General features: G+C 61.2%; 21 protein-coding genes. 16 read left to right on the top strand and 5 right to left on the bottom strand.

Translation table 11 applies throughout. The features are described from left to right. The first annotated feature begins 131 nt into the window (after window positions 1–131). From BMX85_RS22720 to BMX85_RS22660, 13 genes are all read left to right on the top strand, one after another. A complete protein-coding gene (locus tag BMX85_RS22720) occupies window positions 132–902 on the top strand; it encodes a ParA family protein (protein ID WP_090324157.1) in 771 nt (256 codons plus the stop codon). An 18-nt stretch (window positions 903–920) separates the two neighbouring features. Further along, window positions 921–1,808 carry a ParB/RepB/Spo0J family partition protein gene (locus BMX85_RS22715; RefSeq protein ID WP_090324155.1) on the top strand — a complete coding sequence of 296 codons (888 nt, stop codon included), beginning with the start codon at window positions 921–923 and terminating at the stop codon, window positions 1,806–1,808. 248 nt (window positions 1,809–2,056) lie between these two features. After that, window positions 2,057–2,422 carry an ATP synthase subunit I gene (locus BMX85_RS22710; RefSeq protein WP_229210633.1) on the top strand — a complete coding sequence of 122 codons (366 nt, stop codon included), beginning with the start codon at window positions 2,057–2,059 and terminating at the stop codon, window positions 2,420–2,422. A gap of 20 nt (window positions 2,423–2,442) precedes the next feature. Further along, window positions 2,443–3,249 carry a F0F1 ATP synthase subunit A gene (gene atpB / locus BMX85_RS22705; RefSeq protein WP_090324151.1) on the top strand — a complete coding sequence of 269 codons (807 nt, stop codon included), beginning with the start codon at window positions 2,443–2,445 and terminating at the stop codon, window positions 3,247–3,249. A gap of 76 nt (window positions 3,250–3,325) precedes the next feature. Beyond that, complete coding sequence (atpE, locus tag BMX85_RS22700; protein WP_373924077.1) at window positions 3,326–3,595, top strand: F0F1 ATP synthase subunit C; 270 nt, start codon at window positions 3,326–3,328, stop codon at window positions 3,593–3,595. A 42-nt stretch (window positions 3,596–3,637) separates the two neighbouring features. After that, the gene (locus BMX85_RS22695) at window positions 3,638–4,108 is read left to right on the top strand and encodes a F0F1 ATP synthase subunit B (protein WP_090324147.1); all 471 of its coding nucleotides are present in this window, start codon (window positions 3,638–3,640) and stop codon (window positions 4,106–4,108) included. A 2-nt stretch (window positions 4,109–4,110) separates the two neighbouring features. Then, window positions 4,111–4,656, top strand: coding sequence for a F0F1 ATP synthase subunit delta (locus tag BMX85_RS22690; protein WP_090324144.1), 546 nt, complete (start codon window positions 4,111–4,113; stop codon window positions 4,654–4,656). A 76-nt stretch (window positions 4,657–4,732) separates the two neighbouring features. After that, on the top strand, window positions 4,733–6,274 hold the full coding sequence (atpA, locus tag BMX85_RS22685; protein WP_090324142.1) for a F0F1 ATP synthase subunit alpha: 1,542 nt from the start codon (window positions 4,733–4,735) through the stop codon (window positions 6,272–6,274). 61 nt (window positions 6,275–6,335) lie between these two features. Then, entirely contained in the window at window positions 6,336–7,211 is an 876-nt protein-coding gene (gene atpG, locus BMX85_RS22680; protein ID WP_090324140.1) for a F0F1 ATP synthase subunit gamma, read from the top strand. A 29-nt stretch (window positions 7,212–7,240) separates the two neighbouring features. Then, complete coding sequence (gene atpD / locus BMX85_RS22675) at window positions 7,241–8,641, top strand: F0F1 ATP synthase subunit beta (protein WP_090324137.1); 1,401 nt, start codon at window positions 7,241–7,243, stop codon at window positions 8,639–8,641. Between the two features lie 54 nt (window positions 8,642–8,695). Beyond that, window positions 8,696–9,118, top strand: coding sequence for a F0F1 ATP synthase subunit epsilon (locus tag BMX85_RS22670; protein ID WP_090324134.1), 423 nt, complete (start codon window positions 8,696–8,698; stop codon window positions 9,116–9,118). A gap of 392 nt (window positions 9,119–9,510) precedes the next feature. Beyond that, the gene (locus BMX85_RS22665; RefSeq protein WP_229210632.1) at window positions 9,511–10,374 is read left to right on the top strand and encodes an alpha/beta hydrolase family protein; all 864 of its coding nucleotides are present in this window, start codon (window positions 9,511–9,513) and stop codon (window positions 10,372–10,374) included. Next, window positions 10,371–10,820, top strand: coding sequence for a MarR family winged helix-turn-helix transcriptional regulator (locus BMX85_RS22660; protein WP_090324132.1), 450 nt, complete (start codon window positions 10,371–10,373; stop codon window positions 10,818–10,820). Before BMX85_RS22665 ends, BMX85_RS22660 begins: the two co-directional genes overlap by 4 nt. A gap of 30 nt (window positions 10,821–10,850) precedes the next feature. On the opposite strand, the gene BMX85_RS22655 is transcribed toward BMX85_RS22660, so the two are convergent. Further along, window positions 10,851–11,981 carry a sensor histidine kinase gene (locus BMX85_RS22655; protein ID WP_143068048.1) on the bottom strand — a complete coding sequence of 377 codons (1,131 nt, stop codon included), beginning with the start codon at window positions 11,979–11,981 and terminating at the stop codon, window positions 10,851–10,853. A 266-nt stretch (window positions 11,982–12,247) separates the two neighbouring features. After that, a complete protein-coding gene (locus BMX85_RS22650) occupies window positions 12,248–13,054 on the bottom strand; it encodes an AraC family transcriptional regulator (RefSeq protein WP_090324726.1) in 807 nt (268 codons plus the stop codon). A gap of 96 nt (window positions 13,055–13,150) precedes the next feature. Between BMX85_RS22650 and BMX85_RS22645 the strand changes: the two genes are divergently transcribed. The 3 genes from BMX85_RS22645 to BMX85_RS30225 all read left to right on the top strand — a co-directional run bounded on the left by BMX85_RS22645 (window position 13,151) and on the right by BMX85_RS30225 (window position 14,883). Beyond that, entirely contained in the window at window positions 13,151–13,777 is a 627-nt protein-coding gene (locus tag BMX85_RS22645; RefSeq protein ID WP_090324125.1) for a glutathione S-transferase family protein, read from the top strand. Between the two features lie 64 nt (window positions 13,778–13,841). Next, window positions 13,842–14,552 carry a CPBP family intramembrane glutamic endopeptidase gene (locus BMX85_RS22640; protein WP_177196861.1) on the top strand — a complete coding sequence of 237 codons (711 nt, stop codon included), beginning with the start codon at window positions 13,842–13,844 and terminating at the stop codon, window positions 14,550–14,552. 133 nt (window positions 14,553–14,685) lie between these two features. Next, on the top strand, window positions 14,686–14,883 hold the full coding sequence (locus BMX85_RS30225; RefSeq protein WP_143068047.1) for a hypothetical protein: 198 nt from the start codon (window positions 14,686–14,688) through the stop codon (window positions 14,881–14,883). On the opposite strand, the gene speD is transcribed toward BMX85_RS30225, so the two are convergent. Genes speD through BMX85_RS22630 form a run of 3 tightly spaced genes read right to left on the bottom strand, consistent with a single transcriptional unit; the run spans window position 14,884 to window position 16,951 of the window. Next, window positions 14,884–15,288, bottom strand: coding sequence for an adenosylmethionine decarboxylase (gene speD, locus BMX85_RS22635; protein ID WP_090324120.1), 405 nt, complete (start codon window positions 15,286–15,288; stop codon window positions 14,884–14,886). Beyond that, complete coding sequence (locus tag BMX85_RS31450; RefSeq protein WP_177196860.1) at window positions 15,285–15,458, bottom strand: hypothetical protein; 174 nt, start codon at window positions 15,456–15,458, stop codon at window positions 15,285–15,287. The genes speD and BMX85_RS31450 overlap by 4 nt, the downstream gene beginning before the upstream one ends. Further along, window positions 15,455–16,951, bottom strand: coding sequence for a DUF4178 domain-containing protein (locus tag BMX85_RS22630; RefSeq protein WP_090324117.1), 1,497 nt, complete (start codon window positions 16,949–16,951; stop codon window positions 15,455–15,457). The genes BMX85_RS31450 and BMX85_RS22630 overlap by 4 nt, the downstream gene beginning before the upstream one ends. Between the last annotated feature and the right edge of the window lie 7 nt (window positions 16,952–16,958).

The following is a 16,958-nucleotide window of genomic DNA, read 5'->3' as shown; positions in this document are numbered from 1 at the left end:
GTATAAATCGTTTATATCGTATAAACCGTATAAATCGTCTATACGGTATAAACAGTATAAATAATTAAACCAAAAAATTTAACCAACGAGACCTCGGCGTCCAAAACCAAAAAGAGATCGACAAGAACTACATGGCAAAAATTTTCTGCGTAGCGAATCAAAAAGGCGGAGTTGGCAAAACAACAACCACGGTCAACCTGGCGGCCGGCCTGGCAAAGCTGAACCAGCGCGTGCTGCTGGTGGACCTGGACCCGCAAGGCAACGCCACGATGGGCGCGGGCATCAACAAGGCGGGCCTGCCCGCGTCGACCTACGAGGTCATGCTGGGCGAGTCCGACGTCGCCACCGCGCGCCAGCGTTCGGAGCCGGGCAAGTTCGACGTGCTGCCGTCCAACCGCGAGCTGGCCGGCGCGGAAGTGGAGATGGTCTCGCTGGACAACCGCGAGCGCCGCCTGAAGGACGCGCTGGCCGCCGTCGACAAGGAGTACGACTTCATCCTGATCGACTGCCCGCCGGCGTTGTCGATGCTGACCCTGAACGGCCTGTGCGCCGCGCACGGAGTCATCATCCCGATGCAGTGCGAGTACTACGCGCTGGAAGGTTTGTCCGACCTGGTCAACACGATCAAGAAGGTGCATGCCAACCTGAACCCCGACCTGAAGATCATCGGCTTGCTGCGCGTGATGTTCGATCCGCGCATGACGCTGTCGCAGCAGGTGTCGGCCCAGCTCGAGCAGCACTTCGGCGACAAGGTCTTCAAGACCATCATCCCGCGCAACGTGCGTCTGGCCGAAGCGCCGTCGTATGGCCTGCCTGGCGTCACGTTCGATCCATCTTCCAAGGGCGCGCAGGCGTATATCGCCTTCGGAGCCGAGATGGTCGCGCGCATTAAAAAAATGTAACGTAAAGATTCCCATATCATGGCAACCAAAAAACTCAAGGGCCTCGGTCGCGGCCTCGAAGCGCTGCTCGGCGGCGACGGCGATCTGACCACGGCGGACGCCAACACACCGTCCCAGCTGAACGTCACCCAAATGCAGGCGGGTAAATATCAACCCCGTACCCGCATGGACGAGGGCGGCCTGCAGGAGCTGGCCGCGTCGATCAAGAGCCAGGGCATCATGCAGCCGATCCTGGTGCGCCCGGTCGGCACCAACAAACTGACCGGCGAGATCACCTACGAGATCATCGCCGGCGAACGCCGCTTCCGCGCCGCGCAAATCGCCGGCCTGGAAGTGCTCCCCGTTTTGGTGCGCGATGTGGACGACCAGGCCGCCGCCGCGATGGCGCTGATCGAGAACATGCAGCGCGAGGATTTGAACCCGCTGGAAGAGGCGCAAGGCATCCACCGCCTGATCACCGATTTCAGTTTCACGCACGAGCAGGCGGCCGGCGCCGTCGGCCGTTCGCGCAGCGCAGTGTCGAACCTGCTGCGTCTGATGAACCTGGCGTCGGCGGTGCAAACCATGCTGATGGCCGGCGATATCGACATGGGCCACGCGCGCGCGCTGCTGGCGGTCGACGCGGCCACGCAGATCAACCTCGCCAACATGGTCATCGCCAAACGGTTGTCGGTGCGCGAAACCGAAAAATTGGTGACCAAGACCCTGGAAGAACAAAAGGCGTCGCCAACCGAGGCGCGGCAGAAGGAAAAGTCCGGCGACATCGTCCGCCTGGAGGAAGAGCTGTCCGACAAGCTGGCCACGCCGGTGGTGTTCAAGATGGGCACCAAGGGGCGCGGCCAGATGATCATCGATTTCGCCGACCTCGATATCCTCGATGGTGTTTTGGCAAGGTTGCGTGCATAACTTGCAAAATGGCTGGAGTCGGGGGGCGATCGGTCGCGGACGTCCCCGTTTTGTTGACCCAAGATCAAGAAAAACGTCAAACGCCGAACTGGCTCCAAAGTGGTGCAAAGGGTTTGGAAATGTTTATAAAAGCGTCTCTTTCGCGCACAAAATGCTCTGCTGCGGTGCAGCAATGTTTGACGTGATACAGTAAAGACACATATAATCACGCGTCTTTGGGTTTTATCGGCTTTTTTTGGAGCTCGGCAGTGAGTAAATCAACGAGTAATTCCAAGCCGATGTTTAAAGTCGTCGCCCTCCAGTTGGCCATCGTCACTGGATTCGCCTTGCTCGCCTGGAACTTGGGCGGAGTACTCAAAGCTTGGTCGGCCGCCTATGGCGGAGCAATCGCAGTCATCGGGAGTCTGATGTACGCGATGATTGTTGCGGGCGGAACAAATGACCCCAAAAAAGCTTTCCGGTCGCATGTGCGGGCCGAAGTAGTGAAAATATTTATCACGGTAGTGCTGTTCGCTTTGGCACTGGCGCTGTTTCAGTCGGCCTCTTGGTTATGGCTGATCTTGGGTTTCGCGGTGGCAACCTTGGCATACTGGTTCTCACTGCTAGCAATTTAATCACCAAAATCTAAACTTTTATGACCACAGAAAACGCTGCAGGGGCGCACCACGGGGCGCCGGCAAATGCCACCGAATATATTCAGCACCACCTTACCCACCTGAAAACCGCTGACGGTACGATCAATCTGGACACGTTCTGGATTTCGGCCATCCTCGGCCTGGTGTTCCTGGGTGTGTTCTACATGGCCTCGCGCCGCGCCACGTCGGGCGTTCCGGGCAAGTTGCAGAACTTCGTCGAAGCCGTCATGGAGCTGGTCAACGAAGTCGTCAATTCGGCATTCCACGCCAAGAGCAAGGTCATCGCGCCGCTGGCGATCACCATTTTCTGCTGGGTTTGGCTGCTGAACGCCATGGACTTCCTGCCGGTCGACCTGCTGCCTAAGCTGCTCAGCTACGCCGGCGTGGACTACCTGCGCGTCGTTCCAACGGCCGACGTCAACCACACTTTCGGCATGGCGTTCGGCGTCATGCTGTGCATTATTGGTTTCTCGATCAAAGCCAAAGGTATCGGCGGCTGGGGTAAAGAGTTGCTGACCGCCCCGTTCCACGCCCATGGCTTCATGGCCATCGTGCTGGCGCCGGTCAACTTCATCTTCCAGATGATCGAGTTGCTGGCCAAGCCACTGTCGCTGTCTCTGCGTTTGTTCGGCAACATGTATGCCGGCGAACTGATCTTCATTTTGATCGCTCTGCTGCCATGGTGGGCGCAGTGGCTGCTGGGTGGTCCTTGGGTTATCTTCCACATCCTGGTGGTGACCCTGCAAGCGTTTGTGTTTATGGCGTTGACTGTTGTCTACCTCAGCCTTGCGGTCGAGAAGCACTAATCAACAAATAGTTTTTCACTTTTTAGTATCTGTAGTCTTTTTTAAAATCTTAGGAGAAATTTCAATGCAAGCTCTGATCGCACAAGTACAAAGCATGACCGTTCTGGCAGCCGCTATCATCATCGGCCTCGGCGCAATCGGCACCGCACTCGGTTTCGCAATTCTGGGCGGCAAATTCCTGGAAGCGTCGGCCCGTCAGCCAGAACTGATGCCACAACTGCAAACCAAGCTGTTCGTTATCGCTGGTCTGCTGGATGCGATCTCGATGATCGGCGTCGGCGTTGCCCTGCTGTACACCTTCAACAACCCGTTCCTGAATGCCGTTATTGCCGCTGCTGGTCAGTAATTCGCTCCCTTCTAGGAGAAACTTTTAGTTAGGAGCAAAGGTATGGACATCAATATGTCTCTCATCGGCCAGATGATCACCTTCGCGGTGTTGGTCTGGGTCTCGATGAAGTTCGTATTTCCATCGCTGAACGCAGCGTTGGATGAGCGTGCCAAGCGTATCGCTGATGGTCTGGCTGCGGCCGACCAGGGCCAGGCTGCGATGGTTGTCGCTGAAAAGCGCGCCGCCGAAGCGCTGACCAGTGCACGCGAAGAAGCTTCGCAACGTGTTGCCGACGCCGAAAAGCGCGCGCAACTGGTCGCTGAAGAAATCAAAGCGAATGCACAAGCCGAAGCGGACCGCATCATTGCGCAAGCCAAGGCAGATGCCGATCAGCAACTGGCCAAGGCGCGCGACACGCTGCGCGCTCAGGTGGCTGACCTGGCTGTGAAGGGCGCCGAGCAAATCTTGAAGCGCGAAGTCAACGCCTCGGCCCACGCCGATCTGTTGTCGCGCCTGTCTGTCGAGCTGTAATCATGGCAGAAAACGCAACCGTCGCCCGTCCCTACGCGGAAGCTTTGTTCCGCGTAGCCCAAGCAGGTAAGGAATCGTTCAACCTCGCGGCGTGGTCCGAACTGGTGGCCGAACTGGCCCAGATCGGCGCCCACCCCGAGGTGCAAGCATTCGCCCGCAACCCGAAGACCTCGGCAAGCGACGTGAGCGCCGCCATTACGGCCCTGGTGAAATCGCCGCTGACCCCGGAAGCGACAAACTTCCTGGCGATGCTGGTCGCCAACGGCCGTATCAGTCTGCTGCCGGAAATCGGCGCGCAATTCCAGGCGTTGAAAAACGCCACGGAAGGCGCCGCGGACGCCGAGATCACCAGCGCCTTCGAGCTGAACGCCGCTCAAGTCGCCGAACTGATCGCGACACTGGAAAAGAAATTCAGCCGTAAGCTGAACCCGGTCGTGACCGTGGATCCGGCGTTGATCGGTGGCGTGCGCGTGGTCGTCGGCGATGAAGTGCTGGACACTTCGGTCCGCGCCAAGCTGTCGCAGATGCGTATGGCACTGGCCGCCTGAGGCGCAAGCCGGCGGACCCGCTTAGAACAGATTCTTCCCCTCGCGCAAGCTGAGAGAAACACTTTTAGGAGTTAGTATGCAACTCAACCCATCTGAAATCAGCGAGCTGATCAAGAGCCGTATCCAAGGCCTTGATGGCGGCGCTGAAGTACGCAACCAAGGCACGGTTATTTCCGTCGCCGACGGTATCGTCCGCATCCACGGCCTGTCGGAAGTGATGCAGGGCGAAATGCTGGAATTCCCAGGTAACACCTTCGGTCTGGCGATGAACCTGGAGCGCGACTCCGTTGGCGCCGTGATTCTGGGTGCTTACGAGCACATCTCCGAAGGCGACACGGTCAAGTGCACCGGCCGCATTCTGGAAGTGCCGGTCGGTCCTGAACTGCGCGGCCGTGTGGTCAACGCGCTGGGCCAGCCGATCGACGGCAAGGGCGCCATCGACGCCAAGCTGACCTCGCCGATTGAAAAGATCGCACCGGGCGTTATCGCCCGTGAGTCCGTCTCGCAGCCTATGCAGACCGGTCTGAAATCGATCGACGCGATGGTTCCAATTGGCCGTGGCCAGCGCGAGCTGATCATTGGCGACCGTCAAACCGGTAAGTCGGCCGTGGCCGTTGATGCGATCATCAACCAAAAAGGCCAGGGCGTGACGTGTATCTACGTCGCCATCGGTCAAAAAGCCTCGACCATCAAAAACATCGTCCGCTCGCTGGAAACGCACGGCGCGCTGGAGTACACCATCGTGGTCGCGGCGACCGCGTCGGAATCGGCAGCGATGCAATACATCTCGGCCTACTCGGGCTGCACGATGGGCGAATACTTCCGCGACCGCGGCGAAGACGCGCTGATCGTCTACGATGACTTGTCGAAGCAAGCCGTTGCATACCGTCAAATTTCCCTGCTGCTGCGCCGCCCACCAGGCCGCGAAGCATATCCAGGCGACGTGTTCTACCTGCACTCGCGTCTGCTGGAACGCGCAGCCCGCGTGAACGCCGACTACGTGTCCGCCTTCACCAACGGCGCCGTCACCGGCAAGACCGGTTCGCTGACCGCGTTGCCGATCATCGAAACCCAGGCGGGCGACGTTTCGGCGTTCGTTCCAACCAACGTGATTTCGATCACCGACGGTCAAATCTTCCTGGAAACTTCGCTGTTCAACTCGGGTATCCGTCCTGCGATCAACGCCGGTATTTCGGTGTCGCGCGTCGGTGGCGCCGCCCAGACCAAGGTCATCAAAAACCTGTCCGGTGGTATCCGTACCGACTTGGCGCAGTACCGTGAGCTGGCCGCGTTCGCGCAGTTCGCCTCGGACCTGGACGAATCGACCCGCAAACAGCTGGACCGTGGCGCGCGCGTCACCGAACTGCTGAAGCAGGCGCAATACTCGCCGCTGTCGATCTCGCTGATGGCCGCTTCGCTGTTCGCAGTGAACAAGGGCTACCTGGATGATGTGCCAGTCAAGAAGGTACTGTCGTTCGAAGCCGGTCTGCACGCCTACCTGAAGACTAAGCAAGCTGATCTGCTGTCGAAGATTGAATCGTCGAAGCAACTGGACAAAGACGGCGAAGCAACGCTGTCGGCCGCGGTTGCCGACTTCAAGAAATCCGGCGCATTTTAAGCGGCACGGGCGGCACGGGGACAACCCGATGCCGCCCTCAGCGCAGAAGGAGTAAGGACTCATGGCAGCAGGCAAAGAGATACGAGGCAAGATCAAGAGCGTAGAGAATACGAAGAAGATCACCAAGGCGATGGAAATGGTTGCCGCATCGAAAATGCGCAAAGCGCAGGACCGTATGCGCGCCGCCCGTCCCTACAGTGAGAAGATTCGCAATATCGCCGCTAATCTGGCCACCGCGAATCCGGAATACACGCACCCGTTCCTGGCAACAGAGCAAAAGGACACGGCCAAGAAGGTTGGTTTCATCATCGTCACCACGGACAAAGGTCTGTGCGGCGGTATGAACACCAACATCTTGCGCATGGTGACGTCGAAAACCCGTGAGCTGGAAACAGCCGGCAACAAAATTGCCGCGGTGGCCATCGGTAACAAGGGGTTGGGGTTTTTGAATCGCGTGGGCGTTCCTGTCGTTGCGCAAGTAACGCAGATCGGCGACACGCCGCACCTGGAAAAATTGATCGGACCGGTCAAGGTCATGCTCGAGAAATTCCAGAACGGCGAGGTCGACGCAGTCTACCTGTGCTACACCAAGTTTATCAACACGATGAAGCAAGAGCCGGTGGTGGAGCAGTTGCTGCCATTGCCAGCCGCTAAGATGCAAGCCGACGCGGGTAATCACAACTGGGATTACATCTACGAGCCGGACGCAGCAAGCGTGATCGATGAACTTCTGGAGCGCTATATTGAAGCGCTGGTGTACCAGTCGGTGGCGGAAAACCTGGCGTCCGAGCAATCGGCGCGTATGGTGGCGATGAAGTCGGCAAGCGACAACGCCGGCAGTGTGATCGGCGAATTGAAGCTGATCTACAACAAGACCCGCCAAGCCGCGATTACCAAAGAACTCTCCGAAATCGTCGCCGGTGCGGCTGCGGTTTAAACGAATTAAACTATATAGAAGGAACGAACATGGCTGATGGCAAAATCGTTCAGTGTATCGGCGCTGTGGTGGACGTTGAGTTTCCCCGCAACGCGATGCCTAAGGTATTCGATGCCTTGAAAATGGAAGGCTCCGAGCTGACCCTGGAAGTACAACAACAGCTGGGCGACGGCGTGGTCCGTACCATTGCTCTGGGTTCGTCCGACGGCCTGCGCCGCGGCATGATGATCCAGAACACCGGCAAGCCGATCATGGTGCCAGTGGGCAAAGCGACCTTGGGTCGCATCATGGACGTGCTGGGCAACCCGATCGACGAATGCGGCCCGGTCGCGCACGACCAGATCGCCTCGATCCACCGCACCCCGCCTGCGTACGACGAACTGTCGCCATCGCAGGACCTGCTGGAAACCGGTATTAAAGTTATCGACCTGGTCTGCCCGTTCGCCAAAGGCGGTAAGGTCGGTCTGTTCGGTGGCGCCGGCGTCGGCAAGACCGTGAACATGATGGAACTGATCAACAACATCGCCAAAGCGCACTCGGGTCTGTCCGTGTTCGCCGGCGTGGGCGAGCGTACCCGCGAAGGTAACGACTTCTACCACGAGATGGCCGATGCCAAAGTGGTCGATCTGGAAAACCCAGAGAACTCCAAAGTGGCGATGGTTTACGGTCAGATGAACGAACCACCAGGCAACCGTCTGCGCGTCGCGCTGACCGGCCTGACCATGGCTGAAGCGTTCCGTGACGAAGGCAAGGACGTTCTGTTCTTCGTCGACAACATCTACCGCTTCACCCTGGCCGGTACCGAAGTGTCCGCACTGCTGGGCCGTATGCCATCGGCGGTGGGTTACCAGCCGACCTTGGCCGAAGAGATGGGCCGTCTGCAAGAGCGCATCACGTCGACCAAGACCGGTTCGATCACCTCGATCCAGGCCGTGTACGTTCCAGCGGATGACTTGACCGACCCGTCGCCAGCGACCACCTTCGGTCACCTCGATTCGACCGTCGTTCTGTCGCGTGACATCGCCTCGCTGGGTATCTACCCTGCGGTCGATCCACTGGACTCGACCTCGCGCCAGCTGGACCCGCTGGTCGTCGGTCAAGAGCACTACGACACCGCGCGCGCCGTGCAGGGCACCCTGCAGCGCTACAAGGAACTGCGTGACATTATCGCGATTCTGGGTATGGACGAACTGGCGCCGGAAGACAAACTGCTGGTCGCCCGTGCACGTAAGATGCAGCGTTTCCTGTCGCAGCCGTTCCACGTTGCTGAAGTGTTTACCGGCGCGCCTGGTAAGTACGTCTCGCTGAAGGACACGATCAAGGGCTTCAAAATGATCGCTTCGGGCGAGCTCGATCACCTGCCGGAACAAGCGTTCTACATGGTCGGCACGATCGAAGAAGCAATCGAAAAAGCCAAGAAACTCAACTAATCGTTGAGCGCGGTCCCGCCCAGGCGGGGCCGCAGCTAACCCGACAGGACACACATGGCAAATACTATTCACGTTGACGTGGTTTCCGCCGAGGAGTTGATCTACTCCGGCGAAGCCGAATTCGTCGCGTTGCCGGGCGAACAGGGCGAGCTGGGGATCTATCCCAAGCACACGCCGCTGATCACCCGCATCCGTCCGGGCGCGGTCCGCATCCAGGTACCAGGTCAAGCTGAGGAAGAATTTGTCTTCGTCGCCGGCGGCCTGCTGGAAGTGCAGCCGGGCGCCGTGACGGTGCTGGCCGACACCGCGATTCGCGGCAAGGATCTGGACGAGGCCAAAGCGGTCGCGGCCAAGAAACGCGCCGAGGAAGCGCTGGCGAACAATACCTCCGGTATCGACTACGCGAAAGCGCAAGCCGAACTGGCGGCCGCGATCGGCCAGCTGGCCGCGATCGCCAAACTGCGCGCCAAGCACTAAGCAACGCAAGCATCGGCTGCACAGCAGCACAGCAAAAAGGCAGCCTCGGCTGCCTTTTTTTATGGCATAAAGCTAGGGCGACAGCTCAAGCATTCATCTAAAACACGTAGGGCGGATTAGCGAAGCGTAATCCGCCATGCTCCGTCGGCGGCTCATGAAGGCGCGGCACGGATTCATCCAGCAACATGCGCATGGCTATTTGCGGAATTACTGGCGTGTCCATCATGCCTCCTCTTTGGCCCGAAAATTCACTATACGCTATGCGCGCACGGTGGTACAGCGCGCGCGATTTCTTTTGCTGCTGCCCGCCGCCCACGCCAACCAAACACTTCCCTTGTGATACCTTCTCCCGGATGCTATATTCGTTAACACGTTAACTATATGGGATCGCCGTGGACAGCGAAGACATCAGCATCACCGTGCCGGCCGCCGGCACGATCTCGGCAACCTACTGGCCGGCGCGCGAGCCGCGCGCGCTGGTGCTGCTGCATCCCGCCACCGGCGTGCCGCAGGGTTATTACCAGAGTTTCGCCCGCTATCTGACCGACGCCGGATTGAGCGTGCTGACCTATGACTATCGCGGTATCGGCCGCTCGCGTCCATTCTCGCTGCGCGACTACGACGTCCGCATGTCCGACTGGATCGATCACGACGTCCCGGCCGTCACCGCGTGGGCGAGGGAGCGCTTTCCGCAGTTGCCGTTGTTGGCCATCGGCCACAGCGTTGGTGGCCACGCGATCGCATTGTCGCCATCGAGCGGTGGGTTGCGCGCGGCGGTGATGGTCGCCTCGCATGCCGGCGCCTCGCACACGATCAAGGGTTGGGCCGAGCGTCTGCGGGTGCGCTTCATCATGCGCGTGCTGGCGCCGGTCCTGGTCGCGCTGAAAGGCTATATGCCCAACAAGCGCCTGGGCTTCGGCGAAGACCTGCCGGGAGCGGCGATGACCCAATGGCGCCGGTGGACCACCTTGCCGCGCTACTTCTTCGACGATCCGGCGATGGCGGCCGACGCGCGCATGGCGCAGCTGCGTATTCCGCTGCTGGTGGTCAGTTTCGACGACGACCCCTGGGCCAATGCCAGCGCGGTGCAAATGCTGATATCCCCGCTGAAAAACGCACAATTGGAGCACTGGCACCTTAATCCGCGCGACGTGGGCCTGACGTCGGTCGGCCACATGGGTTTCTTCAAAAAACGTTCTGAGCAACAGCTATGGGGCAGGGTGGCGAACTGGCTGCTGGCGGCGGTGCCGGAATGAGCGCGCGGTCCAAGCCGCCGCGTCTGGTCTTCCTGCTCAACCGGGCCCAGCGTGCGATCCAGAAATGGATCGAAGGCAGCCCCGATTCCTGGGAGGGGATTTCGTCGGCCCAGGTGGGGTTGTTGTTCCTGCTGACGTCGAAGGACGAGGCCTCGGTCGGCGAAATCGCCGAAGCGCTACGGGTAGCGCCGGCGGCGGTCACGAACCTGTCGAAGCGCATGCAGGGCGCCGGCCTGATCGAGCGCGTCGCCGATGCCGCCGACGGCCGTCTGACGCGTCTACGTTTGACGTCTGCCGGCAAGGCCGCCAGCATGCAGTCGAGCGTGGTGTTGCAAAGCTTGAACGGTCAATTGACGGCCGGCTTTTCGCAGGAGGAACTTGCCATCGTTGCGCGCTGGCTGGATCACGCCGCGAAGTTGTCCGGCGACGACTTGCCGGGCGTTTGAGAATTCAGACCGCCGCCGTAGCCGGCCATATCAGCGTTCGCGTGGAAAACGCACGGTAAACACCGTCCCGTCGGCCGCGTTCGACGCCACGCCGATCGAGCCGTCGTGCGCGGCGGTGATTTCCTGCGCGATGAACAACCCCAGCCCCAGGCTGGTGCGGGGACGGGCATCGTGGCCCGGCTCCGGCTCCAGCTGCACCAGTGGCTGGAAGATGGTGCGCAGCGACTCGGCCGGAATCACCGGCCCGATGTTGGTCACCGTCAAGGTGATGGCGTCGTCATCCCCTTTGGCGGCCAATGTCACCGGCGTGCCCTGGTCGGCGTGCTGCGCCGCGTTGATCAGCAGATTGGTCACCAGCTGCTGCAGGCGAATGTTGTCGAACTTGCCGCGCAGATCGCCCTCGGCGTGGAACGCGATGCGCGCGCCGGGATACATCGCCTGGGCGTCGGCCATGGCCGTTTTGCACACCTCTGCCGCCTCGAGCAGCGTGCGCTCGGTCGGCATGCCGGCGCCCATTTGCAGGCGGGCGAATCCCAACAGGTCGGTGACCATCGAACCCATCAGCTTGGCGCTGCGTTTGGTGCGCTCGGCCAGCGCGGGTAGTTGCTCCGGCGCGCTCTGCGCGCGCGCCAGCAGATCGCCCACCAGCGCGATGGTCGCCAGCGGCGCCCGCAAGTCGTGCCCCAGCACCGCCAGGAACAGATCGCGCGTCCGGTCGTCCCGTTCCGAATAGGTAATGATGGATTCGGCCAGCGCCTGGTCGATCGCCTCGTTGAAGCGGACCATTTCATTGATCGTATCGGCCGACATGTGCGGCACGCGCGGCAGCCACAGACGCAGCACGGTCGCCCGCAGCGCACGGAACTCCGAGCTCAGTTGCAGCAGCGAGAAGTTGCTGGCATGCCGCAGCCGCCCATGAATGGCCGCCGCGCTTTCTTCCGGACCCAGATCGATATCCTCGCCCTGCGATTTGTCGAACTGCTGTTGCTGGCTCTGGTGCGTTTCGATATCGAGCGCGATCGCGTGAAGAATCTCTCGGGCGTGGTCGGTCAGCGCCAGCTTGGTCATTTCACCTTCCGGCGGCGCGGCTTTTTCGGCGAACGTCGTCCACTCGGCGAGGATGTCCGTCATGTTGTCGCGGATAAAGGTTGAAATGCTCATGCGGCGACTTTTTTATAGGGGGATGGGACCGGCGCCTGGAAGGCGGCGTACCGGACAGGGAAAGGCGCGTTCAGTGGTGGGATACGCCGCAGTGTAACGTATTCCGCGCCGCGTCGCCTGTCGCGTTATCGCCACGTGTCGACGACCCGCGCGCATTACTCCGGGGTCAGGTCCACCATTGCGACACGAGCTCCGGCGTCTTCCGCGCGCTTGCCGGATTACGCTTCGCTAAGCCGCCCCACGTGGTTTAGAGTAATTTTCAGGTCTCAGGCAGTCGGGGTCTTGCAGCTGCGGCGGTAGTCGGCCGGCGGTTTGCCGACCAGCTTTTCAAAGTCCGTCGTGAAGTGGGCCTGGTCGTAGTAGCCCAGCGCCTGCGCCAGCGTGGCGAGGTCGACGTCCCCACCGTTGGCCAGTTGGTCGGCGGCGTCGAGCAGGCGGTTGCGGCGGATGACCCACTTCGGGCTGGCGCCGACATATTCCTTGAATAGCAGCTGCAGACGGCGCACGCCGATCCGCAGTTGATCGGCGAGTTGCTGCACCTGGGTGAGGTCCGGATGGTCTTTGATCGTCTGTAGTATCGCGCCGATGCGGTCGACCTGCGGATCATGCAGCGGCAGGGCGCCGCGGAGGATGGCGCTGGCGGCGGCCACCATGCCCGCGTCGTCGGGCGCGCCGAGTACATCGCGTTCGGCCTCGGCGTCGTCACATGGGAACACCGACGACAGCGGCAATACCTGGTCGGTGATGGATTGCACCGGCCGTCCCAGAAAACCGCGAAAAGCGCCCGGCCGGAACCGTGTGCCCAGCACGCGTCCGCTGTCGCGCAACGTGTATTCGAAGGCGCCCGTCATTACGCCGAACACGCCGCTTCGGCCGCTGTCAAACACCACGTGGATGCACGGCGAAGGCAGCGTGCGCTGCACATGGACCGCGCCTGGCGGCAGTTGCCAGGCGACCAGCCAGAAGTACTCGACAAACGGCGCCAGGTCCGGCTCGGGCAGATAGCGTTCAAGGCGGAAAACCTTGCCCACCGCCGCCGGATGCACCACGCCCTTGTACCGCTCATCGGCCATTCGCTTGTTCATCATCATCGTGTTCGCGTTTTTCCAAGACTGCAATGATAGCAGCGGCTATCGTGGCATTTTCCTCACCATCGACAGGAGACCATCATGACATCGCACATCACCTTGTATCACTGCCCGCATTCCCGCTCCACCGGGGTCATCACTTTGTTGGAGGAACTCAAGGCGCCTTATCAGTTGCACGTGATGAACATGAAGAAGGGCGAAAACCGCGAGGCCGCCTATCTGTCCGTCAACCCGATGGGCAAGGTGCCGGCCATTCGCCACGACGACGCCATCGTCACCGAACAGGCGGCGATCTACCCCTATCTGGCGGACTTGTTCCCCGACGCCAAGCTGGCGCCGCCGATCGGCGATCCACAGCGCGGCCCGTATCTGCGCTGGATGGCGTTCTACGGCAGCTGCTTCGAGCCGGCGCTGGTCGACCGCTGGCTAAAGCGCGAAGTCGAGGACAAGAAGACCACCGGCTACGGCAATTTCGACGACGTTTTCACCACCCTGGTCGGCCAGTTGTCCAACGGACCGTATATGCTGGGCGGGCGGTTCACCGCGCTCGATGTGCTGTGGGGCGGGGCGCTCGGATGGATGACCGCTTTCGACCTGCTGCCCAAGCGCCAGGAAATCACCGACTACGTCGCCCGCGTGCAGGGCCGGCCGGCCGCCGTCGAGGTGCGGCGCCGGGATGACGAGATGGCCGCCGCGCAAGCGGGCTGATGCTGTTGATTTATTAACTGTCGCGTGCCAAGATCGTGGTTCATTCGATTTCGAAAGCGTGCGCATGAACGGCGTCCAACTCGCTTCCATCGCCGGCTTGCTGCTGGCGCTCGGCCTGACCCCGGCTCTGGCCTTCTACAAGCATGGGAACAAGGACGCGCCCATCAACCAGTCGCGACATTTGCTGATCACCTGGGGCGCGTGCATCGCGCTGCTGGCCTTGGTGCTGCTGTGGGAACGCCGGCCGCTAGCCAGCATCGGCGTCGTGTGGGGCAACTACACGGCGTGGGCGATCGGCGCCGCGCTGGGCGCCGCTGTTCTGGCGATGTCGGGCGCCTCGATTTTCCTGCGCCTCAAGGCGGGCAAGCCGGTGGTCGCCGGCGACGTCGAATCAGGTTTAACGCGGCTGACGTCGACACCGTTGTGGTTTCGCTGGGCCGGTGTTTTGACGGCGGGTATCACCGAAGAAATCGTGTTTCGCGGCTATCCGATCGAGCGTTTGCAGGAAATGACAGGCAGTACGTGGCTGGCCGCGGCGATTCCCCTGGCCGTGTTCGTCCTCGCCCACTTGAGCGCCTGGTCCGCCGGGCACCTGGTCGGCGTTCTTGTCGGCGGTAGCCTGCTTACCGGCCTCTACCTCTGGCATCACGATCTGGTGGCCTGCATGATCGCCCATGCACTGATGGATCTGCCGTTGATCTTCATCCCGGCGCTGCTGAAAAAATATGCAAACCCGCCGCTCCCGCGTGTCTCAACCGTCGCATCTGGAAGTTGATTCGATTGCAACACCGTTGCTAATTTCCAATTTATTTTTCATTTAGACCCCTTTTCCGATGGTTCCCGACGCACTTTGAGGTATTGTTACTTCAGTTATGCGAGTGGGTAAAATAGCAAAGCGGGGACACTATATGAAACAGGCATTCTTTTTAGTGGGCGTGCTGGCGCTGGCCGGCTGTGCGTCGACGGTTGGGCATCCAGCGCTGAAGGTGGAATCGGCCGGCGCGGTGGTTGACAGGATCGCGACCGTCACGCCGACCAACGCGATCTTCCGCGACGTTCCGCTGAAACCGATGACGGCCAGCCAAAGCGCGGCCAGGATGAATTGATCAGTTAAAGCCCGGGGGCGCGCGCCGCACCGTATTGATGTGAGTTGAGGCGGGCGCCAACGCCCGTTCGATGATGGTGAGCGCTAACTCTGGCTGCGCATTGCCGCACATGAAGATGTCCGCCGCGGCGAAGCCGCATTCCGGCCATGTGTGGATCGAAATGTGCGATTCGGCCAGCAGCACCACCCCGGTCACGCCCTGGCCTTCGCCGAATCCGTGGAAATGGCTGTGCAGCACGTGCGCGTGCGCCGCTTCGGCGGCGGTCCGCAGCAACTGTTCCAGCGCCTCGCAGCTGCACAATTTTGCCGCATCGATTCCGCTCAGATCCGCCAGCACATGGATGCCGGCCGGCTGGTGCACCGCCGGCGCGGACGCCACGGCGCCGGGTAGCGTTTCGCGTTTCACTTGTGGCCTCCGCCGCCGGAACCGCCGCCGAAACTGCCGCCGCCGCCGCCCGTGTGCGAACTCCAGGTGCTGCCACGGGAAGCGCCGCCGCTGCCGCCACCAAGCCGCCCCCAGCTATTGCACGAGGTGAGAATGGTAACGACGACCGCGTAGATGAAAAATTTCGTCATGATTTATCGTTGCTGTCCAAGAATGTCGCGGGCAGGTAAATCGCCAGGGCGCCGATCGCGCTCAAAAACCAGGTGCTGGAAAAGTTGACCAGCAGCGGTATCGCGTTGATCACCAGCATGAACCCGATGATGTATTTGGCGGCGTTGCGGTAGCGGTTTTTGACCGCCAGCTTGCCGCCGGCCGCCTTCTTCACCGGCGCCGCGCTGCCGTGGAATTGCGCGCCGAACCAGGCTTTCAATTGGTCCGCCGCCACCGGCGCCGAGCGCGACCACGTCATTTCCTGTTCGCTCGTCTCGCACGCCAGCCGGATCTGGCCGGCCTGGAATTCCTCGACCTGCGTGTGGTCGCCCACGGCCACGCGCCAGTTGAAGGCGCCGGCGGCGAAGGTGACCTCCGAGCCGTAGGCATACAGCAGCGCGTACTGCGTTTTTTCCACCGTCACGCTTTGCTGCCCCGGGGTGTAGACGACCGGCCACTCCGACATCACCGTCGCGCCGGACCAGCCCTCGTCGGTCTCCACCAGCCACGAGAAGCCGGCGCGGGCGCCGTACATCAGGTACTCGGTCCACTCGGTGCCCTCGTCGTCCATGCGCCGCATCATGCCGATGATGGTGAAGTCCTGCTTGTTGATTTTGGCGGTGGCCCCGAGATCGATGGTCGGCCGCGCGGCCGTCACCCGTTCACCCGCCGCCAGCACCGTCGCTTCCGGGCTGGCCGCGTCGATTTGCGTCTGGCACGCCGGGCACACCAGCGTGGTGGTCACGCCCGGCAGGTATTTGATCGCGCTGCCGCAGGACGGGCAGTCGAGCGCATCAAGCTTGCCCCGGTAACGGCGCGCCGAGCGCTGTATCGTGTCGTCGTCGCGCAGCAGCTGCATGCGCAGGCTGTCGAGCGTGACGGCGGCACCGGTGTAGATGACCGGGCGTGGCGAATCCGAGTAATCGAGCGTGATGAATTCCGTGCCGCGGCGGAAGTCGGCGACCTTGCTTTGATAGCCCTCGCCGACCTTGAACGGCAGCTCGCCCTGGCCGCCGATGCAATCGGCCACGCGGACTTCGGCGGCGATGTACGGCGCGCCGTTGATGCCGTAGCTGGCGCCGGGGCGCAGCTGTTCGAACGCCGGCACGTTGATCTCGTGCGGCGTGATGCCGTTGCCCTTGTATTCGGCGGTGACGGTGTAGATGCCGGACGAATCGCCCAGCCACGAAGTGGCGCCGTCGTCGAACAGCAGATACCACTCGTTCCACATGCCGGCCGAATAGCGCAGCTGGATGCGGCCGACGACGGTGAATTGCCGCTTGTCGAGCACGCCGGCGGCGCCGATCTGGATCGGCGAATAGTCCTCCAGCACGGAGGACATCTTGCCCAGGTCCTTGACCGAGTCGGCGTCTTTGAGCACGCTGGTGCCGCAGTATTCGCAGACGGCCATGACCGAGGCGTGCGAGCGGAATTTGACCTCCGCGCCGCAGCTGGGACAGGAAACGATTTGCATGTGTCCT

Origin of the sequence: Duganella sp. CF517 (assembly GCF_900110275.1) — a bacterium.
Classification (GTDB): Bacteria; Pseudomonadota; Gammaproteobacteria; order Burkholderiales; family Burkholderiaceae_D; genus Rugamonas.
Note: the sequence above shows the minus strand (reverse complement) of the source record. Positions and strands in the feature narration are given on the sequence as shown.

Coding starts and splice junctions, on each gene's coding strand:
- BMX85_RS22720 (WP_090324157.1), top strand. CDS start 132: ATGGCAAAAATTTTCTGCGTAGCGAATCAAAAAGGCGGAGTTGGCAAA.
- BMX85_RS22715 (WP_090324155.1), top strand. CDS start 921: ATGGCAACCAAAAAACTCAAGGGCCTCGGTCGCGGCCTCGAAGCGCTG.
- atpB (WP_090324151.1), top strand. CDS start 2,443: ATGACCACAGAAAACGCTGCAGGGGCGCACCACGGGGCGCCGGCAAAT.
- BMX85_RS22695 (WP_090324147.1), top strand. CDS start 3,638: ATGGACATCAATATGTCTCTCATCGGCCAGATGATCACCTTCGCGGTG.
- BMX85_RS22690 (WP_090324144.1), top strand. CDS start 4,111: ATGGCAGAAAACGCAACCGTCGCCCGTCCCTACGCGGAAGCTTTGTTC.
- atpA (WP_090324142.1), top strand. CDS start 4,733: ATGCAACTCAACCCATCTGAAATCAGCGAGCTGATCAAGAGCCGTATC.
- atpG (WP_090324140.1), top strand. CDS start 6,336: ATGGCAGCAGGCAAAGAGATACGAGGCAAGATCAAGAGCGTAGAGAAT.
- atpD (WP_090324137.1), top strand. CDS start 7,241: ATGGCTGATGGCAAAATCGTTCAGTGTATCGGCGCTGTGGTGGACGTT.
- BMX85_RS22670 (WP_090324134.1), top strand. CDS start 8,696: ATGGCAAATACTATTCACGTTGACGTGGTTTCCGCCGAGGAGTTGATC.
- BMX85_RS22660 (WP_090324132.1), top strand. CDS start 10,371: ATGAGCGCGCGGTCCAAGCCGCCGCGTCTGGTCTTCCTGCTCAACCGG.
- BMX85_RS22655 (WP_143068048.1), bottom strand. CDS start 11,981: ATGAGCATTTCAACCTTTATCCGCGACAACATGACGGACATCCTCGCC.
- BMX85_RS22650 (WP_090324726.1), bottom strand. CDS start 13,054: ATGGCCGATGAGCGGTACAAGGGCGTGGTGCATCCGGCGGCGGTGGGC.
- BMX85_RS22645 (WP_090324125.1), top strand. CDS start 13,151: ATGACATCGCACATCACCTTGTATCACTGCCCGCATTCCCGCTCCACC.
- BMX85_RS22640 (WP_177196861.1), top strand. CDS start 13,842: ATGAACGGCGTCCAACTCGCTTCCATCGCCGGCTTGCTGCTGGCGCTC.
- BMX85_RS30225 (WP_143068047.1), top strand. CDS start 14,686: ATGAAACAGGCATTCTTTTTAGTGGGCGTGCTGGCGCTGGCCGGCTGT.
- BMX85_RS31450 (WP_177196860.1), bottom strand. CDS start 15,458: ATGACGAAATTTTTCATCTACGCGGTCGTCGTTACCATTCTCACCTCG.
- BMX85_RS22630 (WP_090324117.1), bottom strand. CDS start 16,951: ATGCAAATCGTTTCCTGTCCCAGCTGCGGCGCGGAGGTCAAATTCCGC.